Here is a 24,581-nt window from a genome sequence, read left to right as displayed (position 1 = left end):
TACAAATGCAAAAACAAATCCCGACCTAACTCCAGGCTTTGCCAAAACAGCCGTATAAAGCGCGTTTGAATGTGGTAATGAATGTTTTGCTAATGCTAGACCTGATTGGTGAACGTGCGTTTTAAACTTGGTGTGGTGATGCAGGCTCTGTTGGCACCAGAGGTTGCAGCGATGGAAAGTGAAGCGCAATAACGTAGGTTTGTATCAGTTGTCGGGGGGAATGCCGGAGAGGGAAGGGTGAGACACATTAGTCAATAATACTGCCATCCTTGATAGAATTAGCAGTTTGTCGTTTTTTGCAGATTTCTCGCCAAGGGCCTGAAACTGAGTGCGTTGAACAGGCGATGTGCTGGTGATTGAGCGGCCATCTGGCCGGGCTCAATAGTCATCATCCGGTTCGGCCAGATCGATCACATCCAGCTGGATGACCTGTTCGTCTTCGCTTTCGGTGTGGCAAGGGGTGTCATGAGGAACGGAATAAAGTGTAATGGCGGGTGCGAAATCGGTGTTCTGGTTCATGCCTGGTCCTGTGTTGCACGCAAGCCGGACAGTGATCCCTTCACTCGTGTTTCCACCTCCCTGTGTTGTCTACCGGCGGAAAGTTGCGCATCTTAATGAGTTCGGCAAAAAGATTCAAGTGGTTCTGAGTGATTTTTGTGCTTGATCGGCGGGGGCGTCAGGAGGATAAATCGGAAGCAAAAAAATAGCCCAGTCGTTTGACTGGGCTATTCTCGGGGAAAATGGTCGGTGTGAGAGGATTCGAACCTCCGACCCTCTACACCCCATGCAGATGCGCTACCTGGCTGCGCTACACACCGACGGAGTCAGACTCGGCTGACGGGGAGGAAGTCTAATAGCATGGCCAAACGGGTGCAACTCCTTTTTTATCATAGAGATGCCGATTGCTTCTTTATTGCTCAGTCGGGATCCGGCTTGGGTCTGACGTGCAGATTTGGCATAATCGCCGCCCTGTCTCCGCGAGCTATCATGCCTGCTATCTATGGAATTATCTGACTGGTGTAGGGTCGCGGGAATGCAAACGGCACAATTGAACAATATAAAGAGGGGATGGGCGTGAAGCCATCAGAGGTCCCAGAAACACTGGGTCAGGCTCCGAGTCAGACCGCGCAGGATGAACAGTGGATGCGCCATGCCATGGCATTGGCCGCCCGGGCCGAAGGGATTGGCGAGATCCCGGTCGGTGCCGTTCTGGTGCTGGATGGTCAGGTGGTGGGCGAGGGGTGGAACCGCTCCATCAGCGAACACGATGCCTGTGCCCATGCCGAGGTGATGGCAATTCGGGCAGCGGGCCAGCAGCTGGCGAACTACCGCCTGCTCGACACCACACTTTATGTGACGCTGGAGCCCTGCTGCATGTGTGCCGGTGCGCTGATCCATAGCCGGGTCAAGCGGGTGGTTTACGGCGCACGTGATCTCAAGACCGGTGCTGCGGGGTCTGTGTTCGAGATCTTGCAGGACCCGCGCCACAACCACAGTGTCGAGCTGACCGGCGGTGTGCTGGCCGATGCCTGCTCGGCCCAGTTGTCGGCCTTCTTCAAGCGTCGCCGCGCCGAGAAAAAGGCGGCCAAACTGGCGCTGCAACAATCAAACGATGCCCTTTCCTGAATCATTTGGGGGCAGCACAGGCTGCCCTTGCTGATTATTCTCACAAATATCTCTTTATAAACAATATATTGTGTTCACTTTCCCTCGAAAGGACCCCCGCCCATTTTTCCACTAGCAACCTCGGTTAAAGCGCTCTCGATGTAACAAAACTGTCATGCAACCGCCATATAATGCCGCCAAGCCTAGCTTACATTGAGGTCTTGCATGTCATCGGAATCGTTAAACCTGGTCATGGCGGGCAGTAGAAAACGCCGGATCAAGGATAAATTGGCCAAATATGGCGTCACCACAGGCGGAGCCCTGGTACTGGTGGCGCTGCTGCTTATCTTCTTTTATCTGCTCTATGTGGTGAAACCCATCTTCAATGGCGCCTCCATGGAGCCAACTGCCTCATTTACTCTGCCTGCAGCAGGGAAGACCGCCTGGCTCGGCGTGGAAGAGCAGAACGAGATCGGCTATCGCTTCAGCGATAAAGGACTGGTCAACTTCTTCGCGGTGCAGGGAGATGACAAGATCAAGGTCGGGCAATCCCTTGGTCATGCTGAGGTCACCGGTGATGTCACTGCGGTGGCGCCACCGTCCCCTGGTCAGAAGCTGATCGCCTACGGTTTCGCCGATGGCAAGGCGCAGGTCGTCCAGCCTGCGTTCAAGGTCTCCTATCCCAACGATGTGCGGGTGATCGAACCCAGTCTGCAATATCCCTTTGGCGAGGAGCCGGTAGTGGTCGATCCGCAGGGCAAAGCGCTCAGTGCCATGGTGTTTGAGGCCACCAAGGACAAGATGGCGACCGCCGCCGTGACCGAAGATGGTCGTGGCGTACTGATGGTGATGAGCGGTGAGGAGAACTTCCTCTCCGGCGAGATTGAGTGGAGCAGTGAGAACTACACCATTCCGTCCCTGCCGCGCCATGTGGATCAGATGCTTTTGACCCCCAATCTGCGGATCCTCTTTGTGCGGGAAGGCAATCGTCTCTCTGTCTATGACATTCATGACCTGAGCAATATATCCGTGCGCAACGTGCTGGAGATCAATGCGCCAGATGCCAACGTGACCCGGGTCGAGCTGCTCTCCGGTGCCTCCTCCCTGCTGGTGGGCAACGACAACGGCATCATCTCCCAGTGGTTTGAAGTGGCAAAAGATGGCAAACGCCAGTTCACTCAGATCCGTGACTTCAAGGGCGATGGCGCGGTGGATCTTCTGACCCCCGAGCACTATCGCAAAGCCTTCATCAGTGCCGACAAGGACGGCATCATCAGCTTCTTCCACGCCACTGGCGAGACCAAGCTGCTGACCGAGACGGTGGAAGGGGGTGAACTCTCTGCCCTGGCCATCTCCCCCCGTCACAACCTGTTGCTGATGCAGCAAGGGGAGACCTTCAAGCTTTTCTCGGTGGAGAATGATCACCCCGAGGTGACCTGGTCGGCCCTGTGGCAGAAGGTATGGTATGAAGGGTATCCGGAGCCCCAGTATGTGTGGCAATCCACCTCCGCCAGCAACGACTTTGAAGCCAAGCTGAGCCTGGTGCCACTGGTATTCGGTACGCTGAAAGCCTCTTTCTACGCCATGGTGTTTGCGGTGCCGCTCGGTGTCGCCGGTGCTATCTATACCGCCTACTTCATGTCGGCGGGGCTGCGCAAATACGTCAAACCGACGGTGGAGATCATGGCGGCGTTGCCGACCGTTATCCTGGGCTTCCTGGCGGGTCTGTGGCTGGCGCCCATCATAGAGGGGGCGCTGCCCGGGGTGATCCTGCTGTTGATCCTGCTGCCGATGGGGATGCTGTTGACCGCACTGGTCTGGAACTACCTGCCGGAGCGTGGCAAGTCCTGGCTGCCGGAGGGATGGCACGCCATCCTGCTTATTCCAGTGCTGCTGCTGATTGGCTGGGGGGCCTTCGCCCTGAGCCCGCTCATCGAGAATGCCTTTATGCACGGTGATTCGCGCATCTGGCTGACCCACGAAATGGGTATCAAGTTTGACCAGCGCAATTCGCTGGTGGTCGGTATCGCCATGGGCTTTGCGGTCATCCCCACCATCTTCTCCATCGCCGAAGATGCGGTCTTCTCGGTGCCCAAGCACCTGACCCAGGGCTCGCTGGCGTTGGGGGCTACCCCGTGGCAGACCCTGAGCCGGGTGGTGATCCTCACTGCCAGCCCGGGCATCTTCTCGGCGGTGATGATGGGCCTTGGCCGTGCCGTGGGCGAAACCATGATCGTACTGATGGCTACCGGCAACACCCCCATCATGGACTTCTCCATGTTCCAGGGGCTGCGTACTCTGGCCGCCAACATTGCGGTGGAAATGCCGGAGTCGGAAGTGGGCAGCTCCCACTATCGGGTACTGTTCCTCGCGGCCTTCGTCCTGTTTGTGTTCACCTTTATGTTCAACACCCTGGCCGAGTTTGTCCGTCAGCGGTTGCGTGAAAAATACAGCTCGATGTAAGGGGCGGCTCTGTAATGGACAAGGAATCGACAATGGGTAAGTGGTTTAAATCAGGGGCCCCCTGGATCTGGATGACCGGCGGAGCCGTCAGCCTGAGTCTGGTGGCGGTACTGGGTCTGCTGCTGCTGATCGGATGGCGTGGTCTGGTCTACTTCTGGCCGCACCCCATCTATGAGTGGCAGCTGGAGGACGCCAGCGGCAACAAGAGCGTGCTGATCGGCGAGATCAACGATCGCGAGCTGGTGCCGGTGGAGCGACTGCGCGCCGCAGGTCTGCCGCTGGAGGGGGAAGAGCGCGAGCTGCTGACCCGCTATCTGGTCAAGACCGGCAACCGTGAGTTCGTCGACCTCGATTTTCGCTGGGTATTGGAGACGGACATCAAGTCCCAGAGCCAGCCAGCCGAGCTGGCCATGGTTGAGCGTGCCACCAACGGTAACTTCTACGGTTATATCGTCGGGGTAAAAGAGGATGGCCGCGAGCTGACTTCGGATCTGCATCCTGCCCTGCAGCGGGTGCTGGCGAGAGCCAATGCCCTCTCCGAACAGGCCAACGATCTGCAAAAAGGGGACATCGGCAGCATCAACTATCAGCTGGAGCGGCTGCGCCTGAAAGAGCGCAAGGCCGAGCTGGAAGAGAAGCTGACCGATCAGCTGAAAGCTCAGCTGGAGCGTGAACGTCAGGCCCTTAACGATCGTTATCAGGTGCTGGAAAAAGAGCTCTTCTCACTGCGCAGTCAGGCTGACCGGGACAGCATCACCGTCAAGGATATGCGTGGCGAGCTGGTGACCATGCCCATGTCCAGGGTACTGGATGTGGTATGGCCCAACGACATGAGCCTGCTGGCCAAGGTGGGTCACTGGTTCCACCAGATCGGCAAGTTTGTATCCGACGATCCCCGTGAGGCGAACACCGAGGGCGGCGTCTTCCCGGCCATCTTCGGCACCGTCTTCATGGTGTTCCTGATGGCGATCATCGTGACCCCGCTCGGCGTGGTGGCGGCGGTCTACCTGCACGAGTACGCAGGCAAGAACAGCCTGACCAAGATCATCCGCATCGCGGTGATCAATCTGGCGGGCGTGCCCTCCATCGTCTACGGCGTGTTTGGTCTGGGCTTCTTCGTCTACACGCTCGGTGGCTCGCTGGATCAGCTGTTCTACCCGGAAGCGCTGCCGAGCCCGACCTTTGGTTCACCTGGCGTGATCTGGTCGGCGCTGACCCTGGCCATCCTGACCCTGCCGGTGGTGATCGTCTCCACCGAAGAGGGGCTGGCGCGGATCCCGAGCACCATCCGTCAGGGCTCGTTGGCACTGGGCGCCACCCAGGCCGAGACCCTGTGGCGCATCGTGCTGCCGATGGCGAGCCCGGCCATCATGACCGGCCTTATTCTGGCTATTGCCCGTGCAGCCGGTGAAGTGGCGCCACTGATGCTGGTGGGGGTGGTGAAACTGGCACCGACCCTGCCGATGGATGGCAACTTCCCGTATCTGCATGTGGAGCGCAAGTTCATGCACCTGGGCTTCCACATCTATGACGTCGGCTTCCAGAGCCCCAACGTCGAGGCGGCCCGCCCGCTGGTCTATGCCACCTCCTTCCTGCTGGTGACGGTGATCGTGGGTCTGAACCTGACCGCTATCGGTATTCGTAACCACTTGCGCGAGAAATTCCGGTCGCTGGAACATTGATAGGCCAGCCACCACAGAGACGGGCAGGGGACAGGGTTCCCTGCCAGCCAAGCGTTCCGGCCGCGGGCGATGAGATTGCCCGCCGCCACCGACAGATTTTGAGGTAACAGATGATCAACGTAACGACCACGTCTACCCAGCACACCGCGCTGGACCTGCTTAACCTGAGCCCGGAGCAGACCGCGCTGGAGGTGAAGGATCTCAACCTGTACTACGGCAGCAAGCAGGCGTTGTTCAACGTCAACATGAAGATCCCCAAAGGGCAGGTGACCGCCTTTATCGGCCCGTCAGGCTGTGGCAAATCGACCCTGCTGCGCTGCATCAACCGGATGAACGATCTGGTGGAGATCTGCCGCATCGACGGGGAGATCCTGCTGCACGGCCACAACATCTATGACAAGAGCGTGGATGTCTCCGCCCTGCGCCGTCAGGTGGGCATGGTGTTCCAGCGCCCGAACCCGTTCCCCAAGTCTATTTACGAGAACGTGGTCTATGGTCTGCGCCTGCAGGGGATCAACGATCGCCGCACTCTGGATGAGGCCGCCGAGCGCTCCCTGCGCGGTGCGGCCCTGTGGGACGAAGTGAAGGATCGTCTGCACGACAACGCTTTCGGTCTCTCCGGGGGTCAGCAGCAGCGTCTGGTGATCGCCCGCGCCATCGCCATCGAGCCGGAAGTGTTGCTGCTCGATGAACCGACATCGGCGCTCGACCCCATCTCCACCCTCACCATCGAGGAGTTGATCAACGAGCTCAAGAGCCAGTTCACCGTGGTGATTGTGACCCACAACATGCAACAGGCTGCGCGGGTGTCGGATCAGACCGCCTTCATGTATATGGGCGAGCTTATCGAGTACTCGGATACCAACACCATCTTCACTACACCGGCCAAGAAGAAGACCGAGGATTACATCACTGGTCGCTATGGCTAAGGCGTGGTTGAGCCAGGGTTATGGATATGAACATGATGAGCAGCAATAAACAGATTACCGGTCAGTTCAACGGCTAAGGCATAATCGGAGCAATCAAGGATTATTTGTATGGACAATATGAACCTCAATAAACACATCTCCGGTCAGTTTAATGCCGAGCTAGAGAGCGTGCGCAACCAGGTGCTGGTGATGGGCGGTCTGGTGGAGCAGCAGCTCACCGACGCCATTGCGGCGATCCACGATCAGGATCTCGATGCGGCGCGCAAGATCGTGGCCAACGACCACAAGGTCAACGCGATGGAAGTGGCGATCGACGAGGAGTGCACCCGCATCATCGCCAAGCGTCAGCCGACTGCCTCCGACCTGCGACTGGTGATGGCCATCATCAAGACCATCACTGATCTGGAGCGTATTGGCGACGTGGCCGACAAGATCGCACGCATGCTGACCGACAACGCCAACAAGCCGCAGCCGCCGCTGGTGTCGCTGGAGAACATGGGCCGTCGCACCATCAAGATGCTGCACGATGTGCTCGACGCTTTCGCCCGCATGGATCTGGATGCGGCGTTGGCGGTCTACAAGGAAGATGACAAGGTAGACCGCGAGTACGAGTCCATCATCCGCGAGCTGATGACCTACATGATGGAAGATCCCCGCACTATCCCCCAGGTTCTCAACGTCCTGTGGGCGGCGCGAGCCATCGAGCGGGTCGGCGATCGCTGCCAGCACATCTGCGAGTACATCGTCTACTACGTGAAAGGCAAGGATGTGCGCCACACCAAGGCGGACGATCTGGGCACCCTGCTGGGCAAGGGCTAACCGGAAGTGAATAAAAAGGCGCGTGAAGCGCCTTTTTTGTTGCATAACTGGTCGGAGTAAGATAAAGCCCCCAACTGGCTGTTTTCTGATAGAATACTCCCCCTGTGTGAGTCCCGGATGGGCTCACGGTCCGGTCTCCCGGGCCCAGTTTGCCGTCTTGTGCTAAGGCGGGTGTAGCAATAGGTTAATCATGAGTTTTGCCGATAGTTTGTTCTTTTTAATGCTGCTGGTTGGCGGCAGTGTGTTCTTCTCCCTCTCCGAGATCTCTCTCGCCGCGTCTCGCAAAATCAAATTGCAGGTGATGGCGGATGAAGGTAATCGCCAGGCCGAAAAGGTGCTGGCCCTGCAGGCCCAGCCGGGCAACTTTTTCACCGTGGTGCAGATTGGCCTCAATACCGTCGCCATTCTGGGCGGTATCCTGGGTGAGTCTGCCCTCAACCCCGCCATCAAGGGGATTGTCTCCCAGTTCTACCAAGGGCCCTGGCTTGGCGAGATCAGCTCCGGTGCCTCCTTCGTGTTCGTCACCGGCATGTTTATCCTGATCGCTGATCTGATGCCCAAGCGTCTGGCCATGACCATGCCCGAGCAGATTGCCGTGGTGGTGGTGCGTCCCATGCTCTTCTTCGTCACCGTGTTGATGCCACTGGTGTGGGTCTTCAACGGATTGGCGAACTCCCTGTTCCGTCTGATGCGCGTCTCCACGGTGCGTAACGACGAGATCACCTCCGACGATATCTATGCGGTGATGGATGCCGGTGCCGAGGCGGGGGTTATCCAGCGCGAGGAGCATCAGCTCATCGAGAACGTGTTCGAGTTGCAGTCCCTTGGTGTCACCTCTGCCATGACGGCCCGCGAGAGCCTCATCTACTTCACCCTGCAAGAGAGTGAAGAGAGCATCAAGGCCAAGATCGCCGAACATCCCCACAACAAGTTTCTGGTCTGTGACCACAACCTCGACAGCATCAAGGGCTTTGTCGATGCCAAAGAGCTGCTGATCCGCGTTATCGGCGGCCAGAGCATCGACCTGATCGGTGGCAACCTGGTGCAGAACGTCATCATCATCCCCGATACCCTGAACCTCTATGAGGCGATGGAGTACTTCAAGAATCATCGTGGCGACTTTGCCGTGGTGATGAACGAGTACGCGCTGGTGGTGGGGATCGTCACCATGAACGACCTGATGAGCACCGTCATGGGCGAGTGGGCGACCCACGTGGTGGAAGAGCAGATCGTCCAGCGCGACGAGAACTCCTGGCTGGTGGACGGGGTCACCCCCATCTCCGACGTGATGCGCGCCTTCGATATCGAAGAGTTCCCCGAGAACCAGAACTACGAGACCATCGCCGGCTTTATCATGTACATGCTGCGCAAGATCCCCAAGCGTACTGACTCGGTCAAATACGCCGGTTACAAGTTCGAAGTGGTCGATATCGACAGTTACAAGATTGATCAGCTGCTGGTTACCCGGGTCGAACCGGCTGTGGCCGAGAAGCCAGCTCAGGAATCGTAAAAGGAGCGACATAAGAGTCATGAAGATGCAGTCTCATTCCCGTGCGCTGGCCTGTGTCGCGCTCGCCCTGGCACTGGGTGCCTGTAGTCAGAGTGCGCCGCGCAAAGCCACTGTGGCAGCCAAGCCGGTAACCCCCAAGCCTGCCGTGGTCGTCCCGCAGCCGGATCCCGATGCGGTGGTACAAAGTGGCATGGCCGAGCCGAGCCCGGTCTTTGACGAGCAGTATCACGGCCCGGATCAGGGATCGCTGGAGTCGGTGACCGCCCTGTTTGCCCGTGGCTATATCGAGTCTGCCATGCGCGAGACCATGCTGGCGGCGGTGCACAACGACTATCCGCTGCTCGGCATGCGGGATGTGCGGTTGACCGATCCGGTCTCCAAATTCCTCACCTCCGAGCATGCGGCCACCACGGCCCATGACTACCTATATGCAGGCGTACAGCGTCGCCTCGGTCGTCCGCTCAGCCCTGCTCAATGGGAGCAGATCTGGCGCGGTTTGCCGCAGCAGGGCCGGGTCTCCGACTGGGTCAAACAGATTAAGCGAGTGCTGGCCGGGCGTTAAGTCGCCAGCGGATCAAGATTGTGATGAGGCCACCTTCGGGTGGCCTCTTGCATTTCTGCGTTTGCCTCGCCGTTTGCACGCTGATTTCTGCTGATACTGATTGCCGCCCGTGGCACTTTGCTTTATCTTGCTTTGGCCATCTAAACATCTATATGTTTTTATGGCTGCATAATGGAAGGGCTTCCCAGGATGAAGCAGGACGATCTGCAGCGATTCAGCGTGAAACCGCAGATCAACAAAACAAACAGATAAATACGCAAATAAACAACGCACATAACAAAGAGACACGACAGATGGAAACCAGGGAATTGTGGGTGCTGGATGGGGGCATGGGGCGCGAGTTGGCACGGCGGGGGGCACCGTTTCGTCAACCCGAGTGGTCGGCGCTGGCCTTGATGGAGGCGCCAGAGACGGTGCGTGACGTGCATCAGGCCTATGTGGCGAGCGGGGCCAGGGTCATCACCACCAACAGCTATGCGCTGGTGCCGTTTCATATCGGCGATGAGCGTTTCTTTGCCGACGGGGAGGGGTTGGCAGCGCTGGCTGGTCAGCTGGCCCGCGAAGTGGCTGACGAGCAGAAGGGCGCCGTGCAGGTGGCGGGTTCTCTGCCACCGCTCTTTGGCTCCTACCGTGCCGACCTGTTCAAGGCGGACAGGGTGAACGAGCTGGCCACGCCGCTTATCCGGGCGCTATCCCCTTATGTGGATATCTGGCTGGCCGAGACCATGAGCCTGATTGCCGAGCCACTGGCCCTGAAAGCGCTGCTGCCTGATGACGGCAAGCCGTTCTGGGTCTCCTTCACACTGGAAGATGAGGCGCCGGGCAACGAGCCGCGACTGCGCTCCGGCGAACAGGTGGCTGATGCGGTTAGCGCGCTGGTGGCGGCCGGAGCCGATGCCATCCTGTTCAACTGCTGTCAGCCCGAGGTGATTGAGGGGGCGCTCGAGGTGGCCAGCGCCCGATTGCAGGCGCTGGGCCGCGCTGACATTCGCCTCGGTGCCTATGCCAACGCCTTCCCGCCGCAGCCCAAAGAGGCCACCGCCAACGACGGACTGGACGAGATCCGCGCCGATCTGGGGCCGCTGGATTATCTCGGCTGGGCCGAGCGCTGGCGCGGGGCCGGGGCGAACTTGATCGGCGGTTGCTGCGGTATCGGCCCCGAGCATATTCAGGCGCTGAGCAGCCGGTTGCGCTAAGGAGCTTCCATGAAAGAGAGCAAGATCGGGCTCTGGTCCCTCACCGCGCTGGTATTCAGCTCCATGGTGGGGGCGGGGATTTTCAGCCTGCCCCAGAACATGGCCGAGGTGGCGGGGGCGCGCGCCGTGCTGATCGGCTGGGGCGTGACGGGTGTGGGCATCCTGGCGCTCGCCATGAGTTTTCTCTATCTGTCGCGACTCAGACCGGATCTCGACGGCGGCATCTACAGCTACGCCCGCGCCGGTTTTGGCGATCTGGTGGGCTTCTTCTCCGCCTGGGGGTACTGGCTCTGCGCCACCATCGGCGTGGTGGGTTATCTGGTCATTGCCTTTGCGGCGCTGGGCAGCTTCGTCGATACGCCGGAGCAGGTCTGGTTTGGTGAGGGCAACACGCTGGCAGCGTTTGTCGGCGAGTCCTGCATCCTCTGGGCGGTGCACCTGCTGGTGGCCCGCGGCGTGCAGCAGGCGGCGCTGTTCAATCTGGTGGCGACCCTGGCCAAGAGCCTGCCGCTGCTGCTGTTTATCCTGTTCGCCTGCTACTGGTTCGATCCGGTCACCTTCGCGGCGGATCAGCAGGGCAGCACCCTGGCGGTGCCGGTCTCCGAGCAGGTGCGCAACACCATGCTGATCACTCTCTGGGTCTTCACCGGTATCGAGGGGGCAGCGGTGCTGTCGGCCCGCGCCAGAAACCGGCGAGATGTGGGCACGGCCACTGTGCTTGGCGTGGTATTGGCGTTGCTGCTCTATGTGCTTATCTCGGTGCTGGCGCTCGGAATATTGAGCCGACCCGAGCTGGCGGCGCTGCCCAACCCCTCCATGGCAGGGCTGATGGCCCAGATGACCGGCTCATGGGGCAAGCTGCTCATCAGCGTCGGCCTGATCGTCTCGGTGCTTGCCTCCTACGTGAGCTGGACCCTCTTCTCGGCCGAGGTGCCGTTCAGCGCGGCACGCCACGGCGCGTTTCCCGCCATCTTCCGGCGCCAGAACCGCAATGGGACGCCTATCGCCTCGCTCTGGCTCACCAGCCTGACGGTGCAGACTTGCCTGCTGCTGGTATGGCTGCTCGGCAAGGGCTACACCAGCCTGCTGCTTATCTCGACCTCGATGATTTTGGTGCCTTACCTGCTGATCGGCCTGTTCTTGCTCAAGCTCTCGTTCAGCAAGAAGGGTGAGGGCGGGCAGGGCCGCGGTCTGATGCGGGCGGTAGCGCTGGTATCGAGTTGTTACGGTTTCTGGCTGCTCTATGCTGCCGGGGTGGAGTATCTGCTGCTGTCGTTGTTGCTCTACGGGCCGGGTCTGCTGCTGTTTCTCTACAGCCGCCGTCAGCTGGGCGCAGATCTTTGCCTGAGTGGTCGCGAACGGCTGTTGGCCGGAGTGACCTTGCTGAGCCTGATCCCCGCCGTCTGGTCGTTCGCCCATCTCTGACATCGAAGATGTGACTGACCATAAGAGAGCGCCACTGTGGCGCTCTCTTGTTATCAGGGACTGGTTATCAGGGGCTTGCTATCCGGGAGTTGTGACCTGGGGAGAAGGCTTAGCGGCTGGCAGGTCCGGCCGGTTTGCCAAACAGCACCGCGAGTTTTTGTCGCCAAGGCAGGCCACGGGCGTCGCGCAGCATGTCGCGCCACTCGTGGAAGGTGAGGGTGAGGGGATTGAAGCTGTGGATCGGCTTGGTGATGCCGAAGCGGCACGGCTCGGCCGGGTCTTCTTCCACAAAGGTGCCGAACAGCCGATCCCAGATGATCAGCACCCCGGCAAAGTTGCGGTCTATGTACTTGGCGTTGCTGGCGTGATGCACCCTGTGGTGGGAGGGGGTGTTGAAGATCCACTCCAGCCAGCCGAGTTTGCCCACTACCTGGGTGTGGACGAAGAACTGGAAGCCCAGACTCAGCAGCACAGTGGCGACCACCGCCTCGGGCGGGAAGCCGATGACAATCATCGGGATCCAGAACAGCCACATGCCGGAGATGGGATACATCAGGCTCTGGCGAAAGGCGGTGGAGAGGTTGAGCCGCTCCGAGCTGTGATGTACCACGTGGGAAGCCCACAGCCAGCGCACATGGTGGCTGGTGAAGTGGAACAGCCAGTAACAGAGATCCTGCAACAGAAACAGCAGTAGCACACTCCAGAGATTCAGCTCGATATCGAACAGCCGCCAGCCCCATAGGGTGTCATACAGATAAGCAATGGCGATGGCCGCCAGCGCATCGCCCCCTTGGTGCATCAGGGCCAGGGCGGCGTTGGCGAACAGATCCCGCCACTGGTAGGTGGCGGTTGGAAGGGCCGCGCCATGTTTGCGCAGGTAGAGCATCTCCCAGCCGATAAAGGCCAGAAAAACCGGGGAGAGGTAGAGCAAAAGCAGTTGCACATCCATATGCGGCCATCCATTCAGAGCAATTGCTCTCCAGCATAAAGGATGGCTTTAATATTTCATTAACATTTTTCTGCCAACGAAGAGATGGCATGAAATATGGCGCGGCAGCAGAGGAAGGTGCGGCGGATGGCTATGCTTGATGCAGGCTTTTTCAGGAGGTGCTGGCTTATGCGCGTCTGGTGTTGCTTGTTGCTGGGGTTGTGCATGATGGCCCAGGCCAAAACCCGTGTTGAAATTTTGGCCGATGCCAACTATCCCCCCTACTCCTGGCAGGAGGGGGAGGAGGTCAGGGGGATCTATGCCGATATTATCCGCGAGGTGACCTCTGCCATGCCTGACTATGAGGTGGTGCTCAAGCCGATGCCGTGGCGGCGCGGTCTGAGCATGGTGGAGCAGGGCAGCGCCTTCGCCATCTTTCCGCCTTACTACCAGCCCGACAGTCGCCCCTGGATGTGGCCCTACTCCCAGCCGATGCTGGATGAAGAGCTGGTGGTGATGTGCGGCGCCAGTGTTGCGGTCAATACTCCGCAGGCCAGGTTTCCGCTCGACTATCATGGTTTACGCTTTGGCATGAACGCCGGTTTTGCCGTCGGCGGTGATGCCTTTTGGCAGGCGGTAAAAGAGAAGCAGATCGACGTGGAGGAGGTGAAAAGCAATCGGGAGAACTTGCTCAAGATTGTCCGCGGCCGGGTCGATTGCACCATCAATGATCGCCTCTCCCTGCTCTATGAGTTGCTCAACATGATAAAGGCCGATCAGCTGGCGGTGGCCGATATGTCCTTGCTCAAACAGGGGCCGGTGCTCAGCAAGGAGCAGGGGTTTCTCGGCTACAGCCGCAAGGGGGAGTACCCCTACAAACAGGCCTTTATCGACCAGTTTGACAAGGAGCTCTATCAGCTCAAAAAACGTGACGGGGTGAAAGTGATCGTGGAGCGCTATTTGGGAAAGTCCCCGCGCTGAGCCGATGAGATGGGCACTCGGGTTCAGCTGGGTTAAGCCTGCTCAGCGTGACACACAAGAAGAGGGACCTTGCGGTCCCTCTTCATTTATCCAGCAGAGCATGTTGGCTACAGCACCTGACTCAGGAACTGGCGCAGGCGTGGGGAGGGAGGATTGTCGAAGAAATCGGCCGGTTTTTCATCCACCAGCAGTTCGCCACTCTCCATAAAGAGCACCCGATCCGCTACCTCGCGGGCAAAGCCCATCTCGTGTGTCACCACCACCATGGTCATCCCTTCGCGGGCCAGCCCCTTCATCACATCCAGCACTTCCCCCACCATTTCGGGGTCCAGCGCACTGGTGGGCTCGTCAAACAGCATGATGCGCGGCTGCATGGCGAGCGCCCGGGCAATGGCTACCCGCTGTTGCTGACCACCGGAGAGTTGGGAGGGATAGCTGGCTGCTTTCACCGACAGCCCCACTTTCAGCAGCAGCGCCTTGGCTCTGTCTTCGGCCTCACGGCGCGACAGGCCACGCACCTTCTGCGGAGCGAGGCAGATATTATCCAGCACCGTCAGGTGGGGAAAGAGGTTGAAGGACTGGAACACCATGCCCACCTCTTCCCGCAGCTTGTTGACATCGCCCGGCTCGGTCAGGCTGATGCCGTCGACTACTATGTTGCCGTCGTTGATGGTCTCCAGCTGGTTGAGGGTGCGCAGGAAGGTGGACTTGCCCGAGCCACTGGGGCCGACGATCACCACCACTTCCCCTTCGGCGACCTGGGTGCTGACATTTTTCAGGGCATGCACTTCGCTGCCGTAAAACTTCTCGACACCGGTCGCTTTGATGATGGGATCAGTTGCTGCGCGCATATTTCGCCTCCAGAAAACGAACCGGGAAGGCGAAGGGGGTGCCGATGATGGCTGCACTTCTCGACGCCCGTTGCACCTTGATGATGGGATCAGTTACTGCGTGCATATTTCACCTCCAGAAAACGAACCGGGAAGGCGAAGAGGGGGGCGGTGATGGCTGCACTTCTCGATGCCTGTGGCACCTTGATGATGGGATCAGTTGCTGCGTGCATATTTCACCTCGAGACGGCGTACCAAGAAAGAGAGGGTGCCGGTCAGCACCAGATAGAGCAAGGCGACGGTAAACCATACCTCGAACGGACTGAAGGTGGAGCTGACTACCTCGCGACCGGCCTTGGTCAGATCGGTGATGGAGATGACCGAGACCAGCGAGGAGTCCTTGATCAGGTTGATGAATTGGCCTGCCAGCGGTGGCAGTACCCGCTTGAACGCCTGCGGCAGGATGACATAGCGCATGGTCTGGGCCGAGGTCATACCCAGGCTGCGACCCGCCTCCATCTGCCCCTTGTGGATGGAGCTGATACCGGCGCGGACGATCTCCGCCACATAGGCACCGGTAAAGACCGCCAGCGCGGCGACCCCGGCGGTGAAGCGGTCGAGGTTCAGCACGGTGCCGATAAAGAAGTAGACGATGAAGATCTGCACCAGCAGCGGCGTGCCGCGGATGAGCTCAACGTAGGTGACCGCCAGATTGCGCAGGGCCGGATTGGGGGAGAGACGCGCCAGCCCGGCCAGGGTTCCGAGCAGGATGGCGAAGATGCCCGCCACCAGCGAGAGTTTGACGGTGACCCAGACGCCCCAGGCAATGGGGCCTGCAGTCCAGCTCAGTTGGGTGTCGAGGGTATCGCCACGAAAAACGGTATCCCCTTCGGCGACTTGTACGCCGGTACTGGCAATGGCTTGCCGCACATTGGGGTCGAGATCGTCTTGCAGGAACAGCTTGCCCTTCTCGGCCTCGCTGGTGCCCGCCATCACGGTGCCGTCAAATTCGGCGAGATTCTTCTGCTCCGCCTGATAGGCGATGTATTGGGGAATGCGTTCCCAGCGCCAGGTGTAATCCACTGACTGGACAGCCTTGTAGATGCCGAATACGGCAACCAGCAGCATCAGCAGGAAAACCCCATGCCAGAGCAGCTGATTGGGTTGTTTTTCCATCTGTCTTGTCGGTTTGGGTGTGTGCACAGTCACAACCTCTTCTCGTTATTGTGTGGGGAGCTGCGTGGTGCAGGGGCGGCATGTGCCGCCCCCCGGAGGTTATTTGAGCTGATTCAGCCAGGCGTTGGATTCGAACCACTTCTTGTAGAGACGGTCGTAGCTGCCATCGCCCTTGATCTGGCGCAGGTAGTTGTTGAACCAGTTGAGGGTGTCCTGATCCCCTTTGCGGATGGCCCAAGCCAGCGGCTCGAAGGTGAACGGCTTGTCGAGGTGCACCACGGCGCCCTGATTCTGGGAGGCGAAAATAGCGTTGTAGGGCAGGTCATAGACGAACGCATCGACCTTGCCGTTGATCACTTCCAGCTTGGCGTCATCCTGGGTTTCAAACTGCAGCAGGGTGGCTTTGGGGATCAGGCGCTTGACTGCCTGCTCGCCGGTGGTGCCGAGCTTGACCGCGATCTTGTATTTCGGGTCGTTGAGGTCGGTGAAGGATTTGATTTCGCCCGCCTTCTCTTTGCGCAGGACTATGGTCTGGCCGACCACGATGTAAGGATCGGCAAAGTTGACCCGCAGGTTGCGCTGGGGAGTGACGGTCATGCCGCCCATGATGACGTCGAACTTGTTGGTCAGGAGTGCCGGAATGATGCCATCCCAGGCGGTGTTGACGAACTCGACCTTCACGCCCATCTCTTTGGCGACCATCTTGGCGAGATCCACATCAAAGCCGATGTATTGGCCCTGCTTGTTGGTCATCTCGAAGGGTTGATAGCCGGCGTCGAAGCCGACTCGCAGCACGCCGCGTTCGAGCACGGCATCCAGGGTGGACGTGGGGGCAGGTGTCGGGGCCGCCGTGGCGATCCCGCAAAACAGCAGGGTAGAAAGAATCAGTTTTTTGATCATAAGTGACGTCTCTGTCGGTGGTGTGTTCGGCCTTGAACCTGATCCCGTGCGACTCCGTGGCACAAGAGACTGCTGCATCCGGCAACAGGCAAGACAGGATGAATGTCTTGAGCGGGACAAAAGCCCCATATGAGATGCTATGAATAGTGGTTGAGTGAAAAATGTACCAAAAACAGATTGTGTCAGAAGACTCAACAGGTTAGAGACATTTATTGCTCATGGCTTCATTCATAAAATCACACGAAAACAACATATCTATCTAATTGAGTGGGTTCAAGCCCAAATTATCCCCAAGACATTTTGTTACAAAGCCAGGGCGCCGCTTGCGGCTCTTATTGTGCTATCGGGCTCCGTAAGAGGCTTTTTATGGGGCTGATACGAATACGCATTGGTGGGATATCACGCTCATTGCGCTGTTTGTCAGCAAACGAACGGGCTTTATTATGAAAACCATCAAGTCCCACTGGGTCTTGGCAAACGCTTCTCATATACTCAGTTACCCTCTCTGCATGGCTTTGGTATGGACGCCTCACTACTGCTTAAGCTGGATATTTTTACCTTGATGATCATGGCCTTGTGTGGCTATTGTCTCGGTTTCCTGACTCTTACCATCATTCGTGTTACCCACAACGATATTCCCGGTGTCGGGGTCTGGTGGTGGTCCAGTCTGTTTGCCATGCTGGGTCAGGCTGGATTTGCCAGCTTGCTGCTGACCCCCACCCCCTATGGCTCCTGGGTGGGCAATGTCTTCCTGATTTTTCATGTGTCGCTGCTGCTGGTTGCCCAGCGCTGTTTCTTCCGGCAATCGCCAGGCTGGCCTGCCTGCTGGGGATTCATCCTGCTGTTTGCCGCCATCATGACCTGGTCGGTCGCCATCGATGGCCGGATTGCTGTGCGGGTGATGATCAGCAGCGCCACCTTCCTCATGCTCAGTACGCTCATCATCTGGCAGCTCTGGCGTCACGGCCGACCCGATTATCAGGTGGCGGTCTGGGTGCTGATTGGCCTCAATCTGGTGCTGATTGCCATGACATTGATGCGGATGTTTACCGTGTGGGGCGAGGTGATCGAAAGCCCGTTCCAGCGTCAGTTGTTCAACGTGTTGCCCTATGTCTCCATGCTGGTGGGTAGCTCCATGCTTACCTTCGGGGTGCTGCTGCTCTGCAACCAGCACCGGGCGCTGGAGCTGCGCTATCAGGCCAGTCATGACCCGCTGACCGGCTTGTTCAATCGCCGTGGTTTTATGGAGCGTCTGGCCCGGGGACGCCCTGCACAACAGGGGGCGTTGGTGGTGCTCGATCTGGATGACTTCAAGCAGATCAACGATCGGCATGGTCATGAGGTGGGTGATCGGGTGCTGGAGCGGGTCGGGTTGGCACTGCGCGAGCTGGAGGGGGTATTGGCGGGCCGCTTTGGGGGTGAGGAGTTTGTGCTGCTGTTTCGCCATGTCGCCGCAGACGAGGCCATCGCCCGTTGCCAGTCACTGCGGGTTCAGCTTGCGGCCAGCGAGGTGGAGGGGATTCATATCACCGTCAGCATGGGTATTGCTTACTGGCAGGGGGAGTGGCACTTTGACAGCCTGTTCAGCCGTGCGGATGACGCTCTCTATCGGGCCAAGCGGGAAGGAAAGAACCGGGTCTGTCAGGCGGCCTGATGCAGGAATAGGTTCAGGAATAAAATCAGGGCGCGGTGATCCGCGCCCTGTCTGCTTGCCGGATATAGCTCGTTAGCTGCCACCCGCTAATCTGCATTCGCTTGAGGGGGTCTCGGTGCCTGCGCCTTGAGGAAGGGGAGCAGCAGCAGGGCCGAGATACCTGCCGCCACCGAGATCACCACGAAGAAGCCGTTCCAGTGCCAGATCTCCATCACCTTGGCCAGCGGATAGCCTGACAGCGCCGCCCCCATGTAGGCAAACAGGCCGACAAAGCCGGTGGCGGCCCCCGCCGAGTTTTTGTGGGAGCACTCCGCCGCTGCCATGCCGATCAGCATCTGGGGGCCAAACACGAAGAAGCCGATGGTAAAGAAGCAGGCCGCCTGCATCACATAGCTGAAGAAGGGCATCAGCCAGAGCGATCCCACCGCCAGCAGGATCCCCACCGCAAAGATCAGGTTCATCGGGCCACGGTTGCCGTTGAACAGCTTGTCCGATCCCCAACCCGCCACCAAAGCGCCGATAAAGCCCCCCACCTCGAACATGGAGATGGCCGAGTTGGCGCTCATCAGATTGAAGCCGCGCTGCTCGGTCATGTAGAGGTTGCCCCAGTCATTGATGGCGGTGCGCACCACATAGACCAACACGTAGCAGCAGGCGAGCAGCCAGATATAGGGGTTGCCCAGCACATATTTGCGCAGGATCTGGCGATGGGAGAGGCCCGCATCCTGAGTCTGCTGGGCCAGCTCCATGGCATCCTTGCGCCACTCGCCCACCGTTGGCAATCCCATGGCCGCCGGGGTATCCCGCAGCCGCCAGCAGAGCAGCAGACCGGCTGCAATGGCGATAAGGCCGGGCACTATCATGCCGTAGCGCCAGCCATGCTGCAGGGCCAGGGTGCTGACGATAAGGGGGATGAGCGCCCCGCCGGCGTTGTGGGCTGTGTTCCAGGCCGACCACCAGACGCCCCGCTCGCTGCGCGAATACCAGCTGGTGAGCAGTTTGGAGCAGGGTGGCCAGCCCCAGCCCTGAAAGAAGGCGTTGGCCACCCAGAGGGCGGCAAACATCCAGAGAGCGGACGAGAGGCCGAACAGGATATTGATGACGCCGGTGGCCATCAGCCCGATCCCCATGAAGTAGCGCGGGTTGGCGCGGTCGCTGATGATGCCGGAGAAGAACTTGGAGCAGCCGTAGGTGATGTAGAACAGGGTCCAGAGCATGCCGATGTCTGACTTGTCCAGCATGTCGCTCGCCAGCATGTCCGGCATGGCGAAGTTGAAACTCTTGCGGGTGAAGTAGAAGACCGCATAGCCCAGATACATGGTCAGCAGCAGATGCAGCCGCCAGTGACGATAGGTGGCGTCGATCTCGGCCTGCTCGCGGATCGGCGGTTGCGCCGGTGCGCTTCTCATAAAGCTCAGCATGGGGCTCCTCCCTGATGAAGGGCGAGGTTACTCATGGCTCTCCTCCCGCTTGCGGCAGGGGAGATTGACCGTCAACTGGGTGCCGTGGATGCAGGAGAGCTGCAAGGTGCCTCCCAGCGCCTGCACCCGCTCGCGAATACCGAGCAGACCATAGCCCTGCGCCGCGCGGCTTTGCGGCAAGCCGCGACCATCATCCTCCAGCACCAGCTGCAGCTGTTCTTCACCGTGCCGCGTCCGGATTGTCACCGAGTGGGCGTTGGCATGCTTGACCACGTTGTTGAGCCCCTCCTGACAGACCCGAAACAGGGTGACCCGCTGGGCATCAGAGAGATCGCTGTCCGCCAGCTGCCACTCCAGCCGGGTGACGATGCCGTGGCGCTCCAGCTCCAGCTCTCTGAGCAGTGCCCGTACCGCTTGCTCCAGGGTCATGTCGTCGAGCTGGCGCGGGCGCAGGCGACCGAGCAGACCGCGCACCGCGTCGTAGATGCCAAGGGAGAGGGTATCGATCAGGGCGCTGCTCTGGCCCACACCCGCATTGTCGGGGGCGAGGCGGCGAACAATACCGGCCTGGGTACGAATGGCTGTGATGGTCTGGCCGATGTCGTCGTGCAGCTCGCGCGCCACCTCCTTGCGGATGCTCTCCTCGGTCTCCAGCAGCCGCTCGGTGAGTTGGCGATTGTGGGCAAGCTGGCGGGTCAGCGCCTGATTGAGCTCGCGCTGGCGCTGGATCCCGGCGCCCAGCAGCAGGCCGGTGAGACTCTGGGCCAGCAGGGAGAGCAGCAGATCGAGGGGGTGATCGTGCCAGGCCTGGCTCGCCAGCAGGGCGATGGTGTTCATCAGGGTGGCGAGCAGCGCCCCCTGCCAGCCGTAGCGCCACGCCATGGCGATGATGGGGATGGCCAGACAAAACGGGGTAAATCGCACCAGCGAGTTGGGCAGTCCCAGCTGAAGCCATAGGCTCAGCACGAACAGCAGCAGATACCAGACCAGATGGCGAAAGCGCCACTCCACCGGCTGATCCACCAACGCAGGCCCCAGCGGCACCCAGGTGGCGCGGGTAAGGTAGTGCCAGATCAGCATGCAGGTGGAGGTCAGCGTCAGCCCGCCGGTGAGGGTGAGCAGCAGGGCCGAGAGGCCATCTTCTCCCGCCAGATGCCAGAGCAGGGATTGCAGCAGGGCTGCCACCGAGACGGTGGCGAGCAGCAACAGCAGTTGCTGCCAGTCGTTGCGCACCGGCTGGCGGCGGGCAATCAGCAGGGGGAGCAGGGTGAGCAGGCTGCCGGTCAGCAACCACTGCCAGTGGGGCAGCCCAACCTCCAGATTGATCCAGTAGAGCAGCCCCCCTTCACAGAGCAGCAGCGGCAGCCAGTAGCGACCGGGACTTTGCAACAGCAGGCCGAGACGCAGGCCGAAGGGGAACAGCAGCACCGCCAGTGCCGGGCCGCCCGCCAGATGCAGGCTGATGCTCCACAGGCAAAACCAGCCGGCGGCAAAGATGAAGCAGGCCGCCAGCGCGATGGCGACATAGCTGGCAAAACGGGAGATCACCAGCTATCCAGCATGCGGTGGGCCAGCTCGACGTTGTTGCTGACCTTGAGCTTGTCCATCAGGTTGGCGCGATGGACGTGAACCGTCTTGGGGGAGAGGCCAAGCTGCTCGGCAATGGCCTTCACCTCCAGCCCCTGTGCCAGCAACTGGGCAATCTCCCGCTCCCGATTGGTGAGGGGATCCCGGCTGCTGCTGGCCAGTTTCTGGGCGATGTCCGGCGTCAGATAACACCCCCCCTGGGCGGCGGTACGCACCGCGGCGATCAGCTCGTCCGGACTGCAGCGTTTGGAGAGAAATCCCTTGGCGCCGCTTTGCAGTGCCTGCTCGATGAGGGCCGGGCTGTCGTGCACCGAGAGCATCACCACGGCCAGACCGGAGGGGAGCTGCTTGAGCAGATCCAGCCCCGATTGGTCGGGCATCGAGATGTCGCAGACGCAGACGCGCGCCCCGCTGCCGGGCAGGCCGGCAAGGGCATCGCTGGCGGAGCCGAATTCGGCGACCACCTGCAGGTCGGGCTCCAGATTGAGCAGTTGGGCAAAACCGGATCGGACGATCTGGTGATCGTCGATAAGGGCAATTTTTATCATGATGTCAGCCTGAAATTCGGTGCGTCATGACCATGACGCGGCCAACAAGATACCTGCCCCTCGAGTCAGGCTCAAGCAGCAGCAGGAAAAGGGGCTAAAAACCGGGGAGCAAGGTGAACAAAGCTTGACCGGGATCAGCTGGCAAGGGCGAGCAAGCGGGCTGATCAACAGGGGATGACCAGCCCGTGGGACTCAGCGGTGCAGCTCGCCGGCGCGCTCCGGCTGATAGACCACTTCCAGAATTTCGACCTCGATGGTGCGACCGGCCGGGCCCGGCCAGGCGATGCTGTCGCCCACTTTCAGACCGAGCAGGGCGCTGCCCACCGGCGCCAGTACCGAGATGTTGCTCTCGTCGCCCTTGGCATCGCGCGGGTAGACCAGGGTGAGGCAGAACTCGTTGCCGCTGCTCTGCATCTTGAAGCGTACCTTGCTGTTCATGGTGACCACGTCCGGCGGCATGTCGGCCGGTTCGCGGATCTCGGCGCGGTCCAGCTCCTCTTGCAGGGCGAGATGCTGCGGGTGGTTGCCGAGCAGTTGTTCGATACGGTCCAGATCAAGGCTGGAGATAACCAGATGAGGTTGTTTCATAAGATATTCCTTATCAATAGCGGATAGGCCCATACCGGCGGGTGCAGGTTGGCCATCACGCAAAGTGTTACAAAAATGGATTCAACAGGTTCAATCGATTGAAAATGCCATGCCCCCAAGCGACTCGCGGCCGAAGGAGCGAGGCGGGGGCTCAGCAGGGTGTGAGCAAATGCGAGGAAATAGCGAGTATTTTCATGGGGCTACCATAACCATTCTGGCCGGCCTTGGCAACCGTGATTGAGTGACTACTCAGGAACCTGATAGTTGTACTGACGGATGATCCGCGCCAGTGTGCCATCATGGCGCATCTCGTCAATCACGGCTTGCCAGCGACGCCCTTCGGTGAAGGGAAAATCCTTGCTGGCCGCGATAAATAACTGGGTACGCATCAAGGATTCGCCTTTTACTATCTCATCAATGGAAAATCCGCCCGTCTGCTGGTTGTAGAGGATGACGTTCCAGGCTGCGACCCAGGCATCGATGCGTCCTCGTTGCAGTTTGAGGGCATTGAGGTCTTCGGTGGCGACGGTTTGGCTGGCGAGATTCAGCCTCTGCTTGAGCAGATACTGGCCGAAGGAGTGACGCAAGGTGCCCACCTTGAGTGAAGGAAGCGCGTTTATCATGAGCGGGGTGGGATGCTTGTGGCGATTGCTGACAATGAGGAACTCTTCATCAAGGATGGGGGAAACCCAGTAGTAGAGATGCTCCCGTTGAGAGCTGCGTACTGGCGGTATCAGCAGTACATCCTTGCGATGGGCGGTTTGGGTGAGGGCTCGGGCCAGCGGCATCAACTCGATGGTGAGCGGTTCTTTAAGGCGTCGCGCGGCCTCTTCCATGATCTCGATGGCGACACCGCTTGGTTTGCCGTGAGAGGAGCGAATGACGTAAGGGGGCAGCTCGGCCGCCACCAGCACAATAGCCTGGGCACCGGTGTGTACCAGCAACAACAGCAGTGCAAAAAAGGGCAGGCAGAGAGCGCGCATCAAGGTCGTGAGCCAGAGTCGAATATGCAGAGTGTAACATTCCTGCCTGCGTTGTCGTTGGGCTCGCTGAGGGGTTGGGATCTCAGTCGAAGAAATCGCGCAGATCGCGCACTTCGTAATCAGCGAGTTGCTGCCAGGGGAGCTGAGCAGGCAGCTTGCGCAAGGTCACCTCCATCCGGTAGCTGCGATAGCCGTCGAGACTGGCCGATTCGACCACCAGCGGGAGCTGCCACTGACTCGACCAGAGAATGCGGGTTCGTTGCTGCCCTTCGCGCTTCTCATACCAGCGGGCCTGCTCGGGGGCGGCCTCATCCAGCGGGGTCATCCCCTCGATCAGCGCCGGGTTGACGAGATGGCGGATCCGTGGCCAGTCGGGTTTGAAGGCCACCTGGCCATACTCTTCCACCGGCACCTCAACCAGCTGGTTGTGCCAGCTGTCGGCATAACGCAGTTGCAACTCACCTTCATCACTGCGACTGACCCAGCGGGCTGCCATCTGGTGGGTAAAGTGCTTGTGGCCGGGGGTGGCATCGTGAGTGGCGTGATAGGCACGGGCAAGGGGGAGGGGAATGAGCCGCTGGCTCCACACCTGATTGCCCACCCGCAGCCACTTCTCTTGCCAGACACTCTCTCTGGCGATGCCATCGCTGCCGGTGTTCCGGTCGTGATAGCTGATCCGGGCGGCGAGATCCGGGGGCGTGTCGTCAGCATGCAGGGGGAAGGCGAGGGTGCTGCCAAGCAGCCATAACGAAAGCAAAAGTCGCATCATCATCTGTCGCTCGAAAGAGCCGGGG

At 59.7% G+C, this 24,581-nt stretch carries 24 protein-coding genes and 1 tRNA gene; 11 read left to right on the top strand and 14 right to left on the bottom strand.

Annotated elements, in window-relative coordinates; genetic code table 11:
- Nucleotides 1-378 precede the first annotated feature (378 nt).
- The gene (locus G5195_RS00310; RefSeq protein WP_421204665.1) at nucleotides 379-519 is read right to left on the bottom strand and encodes a hypothetical protein; all 141 of its coding nucleotides are present in this window, start codon (nucleotides 517-519) and stop codon (nucleotides 379-381) included.
- Nucleotides 520-741: 222 nt separating this feature from the next.
- Nucleotides 742-818: transfer RNA gene (locus G5195_RS00305), tRNA-Pro, on the bottom strand.
- 256 nt (nucleotides 819-1,074) lie between these two features.
- On the opposite strand from G5195_RS00305, the gene tadA reads away from it, so the two are divergent.
- The 9 genes from tadA to G5195_RS00260 all read left to right on the top strand — a co-directional run bounded on the left by tadA (nucleotide 1,075) and on the right by G5195_RS00260 (nucleotide 12,191).
- Entirely contained in the window at nucleotides 1,075-1,626 is a 552-nt protein-coding gene (gene tadA, locus G5195_RS00300; RefSeq protein WP_266133794.1) for a tRNA adenosine(34) deaminase TadA, read from the top strand.
- A 204-nt stretch (nucleotides 1,627-1,830) separates the two neighbouring features.
- The gene (locus G5195_RS00295; RefSeq protein ID WP_227340827.1) at nucleotides 1,831-4,068 is read left to right on the top strand and encodes an ABC transporter permease subunit; all 2,238 of its coding nucleotides are present in this window, start codon (nucleotides 1,831-1,833) and stop codon (nucleotides 4,066-4,068) included.
- Nucleotides 4,069-4,100: 32 nt separating this feature from the next.
- Complete coding sequence (pstA, locus tag G5195_RS00290; RefSeq protein WP_042012620.1) at nucleotides 4,101-5,750, top strand: phosphate ABC transporter permease PstA; 1,650 nt, start codon at nucleotides 4,101-4,103, stop codon at nucleotides 5,748-5,750.
- 110 nt (nucleotides 5,751-5,860) lie between these two features.
- The gene (pstB, locus tag G5195_RS00285; protein WP_216954080.1) at nucleotides 5,861-6,679 is read left to right on the top strand and encodes a phosphate ABC transporter ATP-binding protein PstB; all 819 of its coding nucleotides are present in this window, start codon (nucleotides 5,861-5,863) and stop codon (nucleotides 6,677-6,679) included.
- Nucleotides 6,680-6,787: 108 nt separating this feature from the next.
- The gene (gene phoU, locus G5195_RS00280; RefSeq protein ID WP_005334097.1) at nucleotides 6,788-7,498 is read left to right on the top strand and encodes a phosphate signaling complex protein PhoU; all 711 of its coding nucleotides are present in this window, start codon (nucleotides 6,788-6,790) and stop codon (nucleotides 7,496-7,498) included.
- A 190-nt stretch (nucleotides 7,499-7,688) separates the two neighbouring features.
- Nucleotides 7,689-9,008 (top strand): hemolysin family protein, encoded by a 1,320-nt coding sequence (locus G5195_RS00275; protein WP_005334094.1) that lies wholly within the window; start codon nucleotides 7,689-7,691, stop codon nucleotides 9,006-9,008.
- Nucleotides 9,009-9,027: 19 nt separating this feature from the next.
- Nucleotides 9,028-9,570 (top strand): hypothetical protein, encoded by a 543-nt coding sequence (locus G5195_RS00270; protein WP_041202118.1) that lies wholly within the window; start codon nucleotides 9,028-9,030, stop codon nucleotides 9,568-9,570.
- 293 nt (nucleotides 9,571-9,863) lie between these two features.
- The gene (locus G5195_RS00265; protein ID WP_421235707.1) at nucleotides 9,864-10,766 is read left to right on the top strand and encodes a homocysteine S-methyltransferase family protein; all 903 of its coding nucleotides are present in this window, start codon (nucleotides 9,864-9,866) and stop codon (nucleotides 10,764-10,766) included.
- A gap of 9 nt (nucleotides 10,767-10,775) precedes the next feature.
- Nucleotides 10,776-12,191: a basic amino acid/polyamine antiporter gene (locus G5195_RS00260; RefSeq protein WP_421235706.1), complete on the top strand. Its 1,416-nt coding sequence runs from the start codon at nucleotides 10,776-10,778 to the stop codon at nucleotides 12,189-12,191.
- Between the two features lie 109 nt (nucleotides 12,192-12,300).
- Here the strand turns inward: G5195_RS00260 and G5195_RS00255 are convergent, their stop codons facing one another.
- A complete protein-coding gene (locus G5195_RS00255; RefSeq protein WP_266133801.1) occupies nucleotides 12,301-13,140 on the bottom strand; it encodes a sterol desaturase family protein in 840 nt (279 codons plus the stop codon).
- Between the two features lie 168 nt (nucleotides 13,141-13,308).
- Between G5195_RS00255 and G5195_RS00250 the strand changes: the two genes are divergently transcribed.
- A complete protein-coding gene (locus tag G5195_RS00250; protein WP_266133802.1) occupies nucleotides 13,309-14,100 on the top strand; it encodes a substrate-binding periplasmic protein in 792 nt (263 codons plus the stop codon).
- Nucleotides 14,101-14,207: 107 nt separating this feature from the next.
- On the opposite strand, the gene G5195_RS00245 is transcribed toward G5195_RS00250, so the two are convergent.
- The 5 genes from G5195_RS00245 to G5195_RS00225 form a co-directional block, all read right to left on the bottom strand.
- Complete coding sequence (locus G5195_RS00245; protein ID WP_120414562.1) at nucleotides 14,208-14,951, bottom strand: amino acid ABC transporter ATP-binding protein; 744 nt, start codon at nucleotides 14,949-14,951, stop codon at nucleotides 14,208-14,210.
- Complete coding sequence (locus tag G5195_RS00240; RefSeq protein ID WP_421235705.1) at nucleotides 14,935-15,057, bottom strand: hypothetical protein; 123 nt, start codon at nucleotides 15,055-15,057, stop codon at nucleotides 14,935-14,937. The genes G5195_RS00245 and G5195_RS00240 overlap by 17 nt, the downstream gene beginning before the upstream one ends.
- Nucleotides 15,041-15,163 carry a hypothetical protein gene (locus G5195_RS00235; protein WP_265328643.1) on the bottom strand — a complete coding sequence of 41 codons (123 nt, stop codon included), beginning with the start codon at nucleotides 15,161-15,163 and terminating at the stop codon, nucleotides 15,041-15,043. The genes G5195_RS00240 and G5195_RS00235 overlap by 17 nt, the downstream gene beginning before the upstream one ends.
- Nucleotides 15,147-16,106, bottom strand: coding sequence for an amino acid ABC transporter permease (locus G5195_RS00230; RefSeq protein WP_019445267.1), 960 nt, complete (start codon nucleotides 16,104-16,106; stop codon nucleotides 15,147-15,149). The genes G5195_RS00235 and G5195_RS00230 overlap by 17 nt, the downstream gene beginning before the upstream one ends.
- Before the next feature lie 99 nt (nucleotides 16,107-16,205).
- Entirely contained in the window at nucleotides 16,206-17,006 is an 801-nt protein-coding gene (locus G5195_RS00225) for a transporter substrate-binding domain-containing protein (RefSeq protein WP_005334079.1), read from the bottom strand.
- A gap of 520 nt (nucleotides 17,007-17,526) precedes the next feature.
- Here G5195_RS00225 and G5195_RS00220 point away from each other — a divergent pair.
- Nucleotides 17,527-18,660 (top strand): GGDEF domain-containing protein, encoded by a 1,134-nt coding sequence (locus G5195_RS00220; protein WP_421235704.1) that lies wholly within the window; start codon nucleotides 17,527-17,529, stop codon nucleotides 18,658-18,660.
- 86 nt (nucleotides 18,661-18,746) lie between these two features.
- Here G5195_RS00220 and G5195_RS00215 read toward each other — a convergent pair whose 3' ends face one another.
- The 6 genes from G5195_RS00215 to G5195_RS00190 form a co-directional block, all read right to left on the bottom strand.
- Entirely contained in the window at nucleotides 18,747-20,081 is a 1,335-nt protein-coding gene (locus tag G5195_RS00215) for an MFS transporter (protein WP_421235703.1), read from the bottom strand.
- A 27-nt stretch (nucleotides 20,082-20,108) separates the two neighbouring features.
- Nucleotides 20,109-21,629: a signal transduction histidine-protein kinase/phosphatase UhpB gene (uhpB, locus tag G5195_RS00210; RefSeq protein WP_421235702.1), complete on the bottom strand. Its 1,521-nt coding sequence runs from the start codon at nucleotides 21,627-21,629 to the stop codon at nucleotides 20,109-20,111.
- The gene (gene uhpA, locus G5195_RS00205; RefSeq protein ID WP_421221492.1) at nucleotides 21,626-22,216 is read right to left on the bottom strand and encodes a transcriptional regulator UhpA; all 591 of its coding nucleotides are present in this window, start codon (nucleotides 22,214-22,216) and stop codon (nucleotides 21,626-21,628) included. The genes uhpB and uhpA overlap by 4 nt, the downstream gene beginning before the upstream one ends.
- Before the next feature lie 192 nt (nucleotides 22,217-22,408).
- The gene (gene rnk / locus G5195_RS00200) at nucleotides 22,409-22,804 is read right to left on the bottom strand and encodes a nucleoside diphosphate kinase regulator (RefSeq protein WP_005334070.1); all 396 of its coding nucleotides are present in this window, start codon (nucleotides 22,802-22,804) and stop codon (nucleotides 22,409-22,411) included.
- A gap of 245 nt (nucleotides 22,805-23,049) precedes the next feature.
- Nucleotides 23,050-23,787 carry a substrate-binding periplasmic protein gene (locus tag G5195_RS00195; protein ID WP_158111102.1) on the bottom strand — a complete coding sequence of 246 codons (738 nt, stop codon included), beginning with the start codon at nucleotides 23,785-23,787 and terminating at the stop codon, nucleotides 23,050-23,052.
- An 82-nt stretch (nucleotides 23,788-23,869) separates the two neighbouring features.
- Nucleotides 23,870-24,556, bottom strand: coding sequence for a hypothetical protein (locus G5195_RS00190; protein ID WP_107685200.1), 687 nt, complete (start codon nucleotides 24,554-24,556; stop codon nucleotides 23,870-23,872).
- Nucleotides 24,557-24,581: the final 25 nt, after the last annotated feature.

Origin of the sequence: Aeromonas sp. 601039 (assembly GCF_049174415.1) — a bacterium.
GTDB lineage: Bacteria > Pseudomonadota > Gammaproteobacteria > Enterobacterales > Aeromonadaceae > Aeromonas > Aeromonas veronii_A.
The sequence above is the reverse complement of the archived record's forward strand: the minus strand, read 5'-3'. Positions and strand labels throughout refer to the sequence as shown.

Coding starts and splice junctions, on each gene's coding strand:
- G5195_RS00190 (WP_107685200.1), bottom strand. CDS start 24,556: ATGATGCGACTTTTGCTTTCGTTATGGCTGCTTGGCAGCACCCTCGCC.
- rnk (WP_005334070.1), bottom strand. CDS start 22,804: ATGAAACAACCTCATCTGGTTATCTCCAGCCTTGATCTGGACCGTATC.
- G5195_RS00310 (WP_421204665.1), bottom strand. CDS start 519: ATGAACCAGAACACCGATTTCGCACCCGCCATTACACTTTATTCCGTT.
- G5195_RS00295 (WP_227340827.1), top strand. CDS start 1,831: ATGTCATCGGAATCGTTAAACCTGGTCATGGCGGGCAGTAGAAAACGC.
- G5195_RS00195 (WP_158111102.1), bottom strand. CDS start 23,787: ATGCGCGCTCTCTGCCTGCCCTTTTTTGCACTGCTGTTGTTGCTGGTA.
- G5195_RS00255 (WP_266133801.1), bottom strand. CDS start 13,140: ATGGATGTGCAACTGCTTTTGCTCTACCTCTCCCCGGTTTTTCTGGCC.
- G5195_RS00275 (WP_005334094.1), top strand. CDS start 7,689: ATGAGTTTTGCCGATAGTTTGTTCTTTTTAATGCTGCTGGTTGGCGGC.
- G5195_RS00235 (WP_265328643.1), bottom strand. CDS start 15,163: ATGCACGCAGCAACTGATCCCATCATCAAGGTGCCACAGGCATCGAGA.
- G5195_RS00230 (WP_019445267.1), bottom strand. CDS start 16,106: ATGGAAAAACAACCCAATCAGCTGCTCTGGCATGGGGTTTTCCTGCTG.
- G5195_RS00240 (WP_421235705.1), bottom strand. CDS start 15,057: ATGCACGCAGTAACTGATCCCATCATCAAGGTGCAACGGGCGTCGAGA.
- phoU (WP_005334097.1), top strand. CDS start 6,788: ATGGACAATATGAACCTCAATAAACACATCTCCGGTCAGTTTAATGCC.
- G5195_RS00260 (WP_421235706.1), top strand. CDS start 10,776: ATGAAAGAGAGCAAGATCGGGCTCTGGTCCCTCACCGCGCTGGTATTC.
- G5195_RS00265 (WP_421235707.1), top strand. CDS start 9,864: ATGGAAACCAGGGAATTGTGGGTGCTGGATGGGGGCATGGGGCGCGAG.
- uhpA (WP_421221492.1), bottom strand. CDS start 22,216: ATGATAAAAATTGCCCTTATCGACGATCACCAGATCGTCCGATCCGGT.
- G5195_RS00250 (WP_266133802.1), top strand. CDS start 13,309: ATGCGCGTCTGGTGTTGCTTGTTGCTGGGGTTGTGCATGATGGCCCAG.
- G5195_RS00245 (WP_120414562.1), bottom strand. CDS start 14,951: ATGCGCGCAGCAACTGATCCCATCATCAAAGCGACCGGTGTCGAGAAG.
- G5195_RS00215 (WP_421235703.1), bottom strand. CDS start 20,081: ATGCTGAGCTTTATGAGAAGCGCACCGGCGCAACCGCCGATCCGCGAG.
- G5195_RS00270 (WP_041202118.1), top strand. CDS start 9,028: ATGAAGATGCAGTCTCATTCCCGTGCGCTGGCCTGTGTCGCGCTCGCC.
- G5195_RS00220 (WP_421235704.1), top strand. CDS start 17,527: ATGGACGCCTCACTACTGCTTAAGCTGGATATTTTTACCTTGATGATC.
- pstA (WP_042012620.1), top strand. CDS start 4,101: ATGGGTAAGTGGTTTAAATCAGGGGCCCCCTGGATCTGGATGACCGGC.
- pstB (WP_216954080.1), top strand. CDS start 5,861: ATGATCAACGTAACGACCACGTCTACCCAGCACACCGCGCTGGACCTG.
- G5195_RS00225 (WP_005334079.1), bottom strand. CDS start 17,006: ATGATCAAAAAACTGATTCTTTCTACCCTGCTGTTTTGCGGGATCGCC.